This window comes from Rhizobium sp. L9 (assembly GCF_002531885.1).
Lineage (GTDB): Bacteria > Pseudomonadota > Alphaproteobacteria > Rhizobiales > Rhizobiaceae > Rhizobium.
Genome location: NZ_NWSZ01000071.1, coordinates 1 through 2661, shown reverse-complemented (window position 1 = coordinate 2661; position 2661 = coordinate 1). Strand labels below are relative to the sequence as shown.

The 2661-nt window shown below is 58.5% G+C and carries 2 pseudogenes; one reads left to right on the top strand and one right to left on the bottom strand.

Going from position 1 to position 2661, the window contains the following annotated elements:
* Positions 1–1510 (bottom strand): annotated as a pseudogene (locus CO660_RS32170) (hypothetical protein); the annotation flags it as partial.
* A gap of 312 nt (positions 1511–1822) precedes the next feature.
* Here CO660_RS32170 and CO660_RS32160 point away from each other — a divergent pair.
* Positions 1823–2661, top strand: a pseudogene (locus CO660_RS32160) (IS256 family transposase); the annotation flags it as partial.

Genomic DNA, 2661 nt, shown 5'->3' with positions numbered 1-2661 from the left:
CGTTCGCCTCAACGACTTGCTGGTACTGCCGAAGCCGCTTGAAAGACATGGTGAGGTTTTTTCCCATGGCTTCGGTGAAGTCTTGGTAATCTTTTTTCAAGGACCTTTGCTGCATCTCGCTGCCGTTGAGCCGGCTCGCTATGCTCTCCCTACCCCTGGTTTGCAGCCAATTACTAAACTTTCGTTGATTGCTGGCTATAGTCCAGACAACATTCCTCTTGGAAGTCGAGCCCGATCCGAGCTTGCTCAGCTCTTGGTTGGCGAAGCTATCAATCATGAGGGCGTCGTCGGGATAAGGATCATGCTGTTTCAACTGCGACTCGGCGCCTAGATACTGCCGCAGCCGATCGAAACCCACGACCACTTTTTTTCCTTCTTCCTTGGTAAAGGCCCTAAAATCCTCCTTCAACGACTGTTGCTGCTCATCACTGCCGGTGAGCCGGCTGACTATGCTCTCCCTGCCCTCCCTTTTGAGCCAAGCGCTAAACTTTCGTTGCCCACTGGCATTTTTCCGAGAATTCGGGACCTCTTCCTTGGCCAAGCTATCAATGACGCGGGCGTCGTCGGGATAAGGATCATGTATCTGGCGCCCCATCAGGCGCGGCCCAGGTCCAACGGCTTGGAGTTCTTGCCCCTCAGGCGCGAGCCTCCTGAAATGAGACAGTGCTGACTGAAGACGGTTCCGACCATCCCCACCGCTTGCCAAATAATCCGCGATATCAACGGCTAGTGAATCTGGATCGTTTAAAAGCCGAGAAGCCATCGAATCTCTGTTCTCTGCTCTGAGCCAACGAGCGAACCTCTTAAGAATCCCCAAATTGTTCTCGATGGTACGCTCGGGAACCCTTCCGTCCCCTCGGCCGATGCTACCGTCGGGTAGAATTTCGTAGTTTCGGACTGCTTCCGCGAACTGGTTGATGCGGGACTCGTCATCGGGATGCATGTCCCGGTCGGCGGGGCGACCACGCTTGGCGTAATCGACGCGAACCTTGGTTGAGACCACGTGAGTCTCCGTTGCGGCATCGACGTCTTGCTGCCCCGAACCCCGCGACGACGTCTTGCCGCTGCTCAATCCGAACGCCTTCTTGAACCCTGACACCATGCGCGACTTAAATCCGCGGCTTCTGCCCTGCGGCGCCGCGGCGACTTCTCCCGCCTCCGCCATATTGCTCGATGTCTTGCTCCCCGAGCCGCCGAATCGCAAGCTGCTGGAGCCCGCCCGAGAGACGTCTATGCTGTGGCGGGCGCCGCTCAACGAGTTCTCCGGCGCCAGCGACTGCGGCGTCACTCGCATCGAACCGCCCACGGATCTGCGACGCGGCACACGATCGCCGGCGTCACTGTCGTGCGAACCGAGGCGCAAGTCGCTCGGATCCTGTTCCAGGTCTCGGCTCTGTGAATAGTAGTCCCGGATCCAGGCGTCCGTATCGAAAGCTCCGGTCACGCCTTCGATCCACTCACTTAATTCGCGAGAATCGTCATCGCGCGGTTGGTTCCGTCTTGGGTACATCGATGCCGGTCCTCCGGAAATCAAATTTGGAACCTCGATCCTAATGCCTGCCGGCCGCCGCCCAGCATGCTAAAGCCAGATCCAATCATGCCCTCAAGGCATGGCCGAACGCTATATGCGACGGCTTGCCGACAATCGTCTGCACTCGACCAGATCGTGTCCCAGTACGTGGCGTAGGTGACGGTAGGGAGTAAAGCCGAGTGCCCGCGCGCTTCTCGTTGCGCTGTAGCGGGTGATCGGCTTTGCGGGCGGCCATCAGTGTTTTCCGCTAGGGTCGGGTTGTTCAAGACCAACCTGACGGAAAGACCACCGATGACCAATGACATGATGAACGTGCGCTCCCTTGTTGAGAAGAGTGCCGATGCAGATTTGTTGCGTGAGATGATCGGCCTTGCCGCCGAGCGGCTGATGGAGCTGGAAGTAGGCTCGGCTACGGGTGCAGACTTCGGTGTGAAGAACTCGATGCGGCTCACTCAACGCAATGGCTACCGTGACCGCGATTGGGAGACGCGGGCTGGCACCGTCGAGCTTCGCATTCCGAAGCTGCGCAAAGGCAGCTACTTTCCGAGCTTCCTTGAACCGCGTCGGATGGCAGAGAAAGCTCTGACGGCCGTTATCCAGGAAGCGTATATCCAGGGAATCTCGACTCGTTCTGTCGACGACTTGGTCAAGGCCATGGGTATGAGCGGCATCTCCAAAAGCTAGGTGAGCCGCCTATGTGAAGAGATCGACGTCAAAGTGAAGGCGTTCCTCGACAGGCCGATTGAAGGTGAGTGGCCGTACGTCTGGGTGGACGCGACCTATCTCAAGGTCCGGCGTGGCGGCCGCATCGTCTCAGTCGCCGTCATTATCGCGGTGGGCGTCAACAGCGACGGTCGGCGCGAGGTCCTGGGTATGGAAGTTGGCACCTCGGAGGCCGAACCGATCTGGACGGAATTCCTGCGCAGGCTGACACGTCGAGGATTACGTGGTGTGAACCTTGTTGTCTCCGATGCGCACGAAGGTCTCAAGGCCGCCGTCACCAAGGTTCTCAATGCCACTTGGCAAAGGTGGCGGGTTCACTTCATGAGGAAGGTGCTCGCGCATGCTGGAAAGAGCGGCAGGCGGGTCGTATCCGCCTTCATCGCGACGGCCTTTGCCCAGGAGACCCC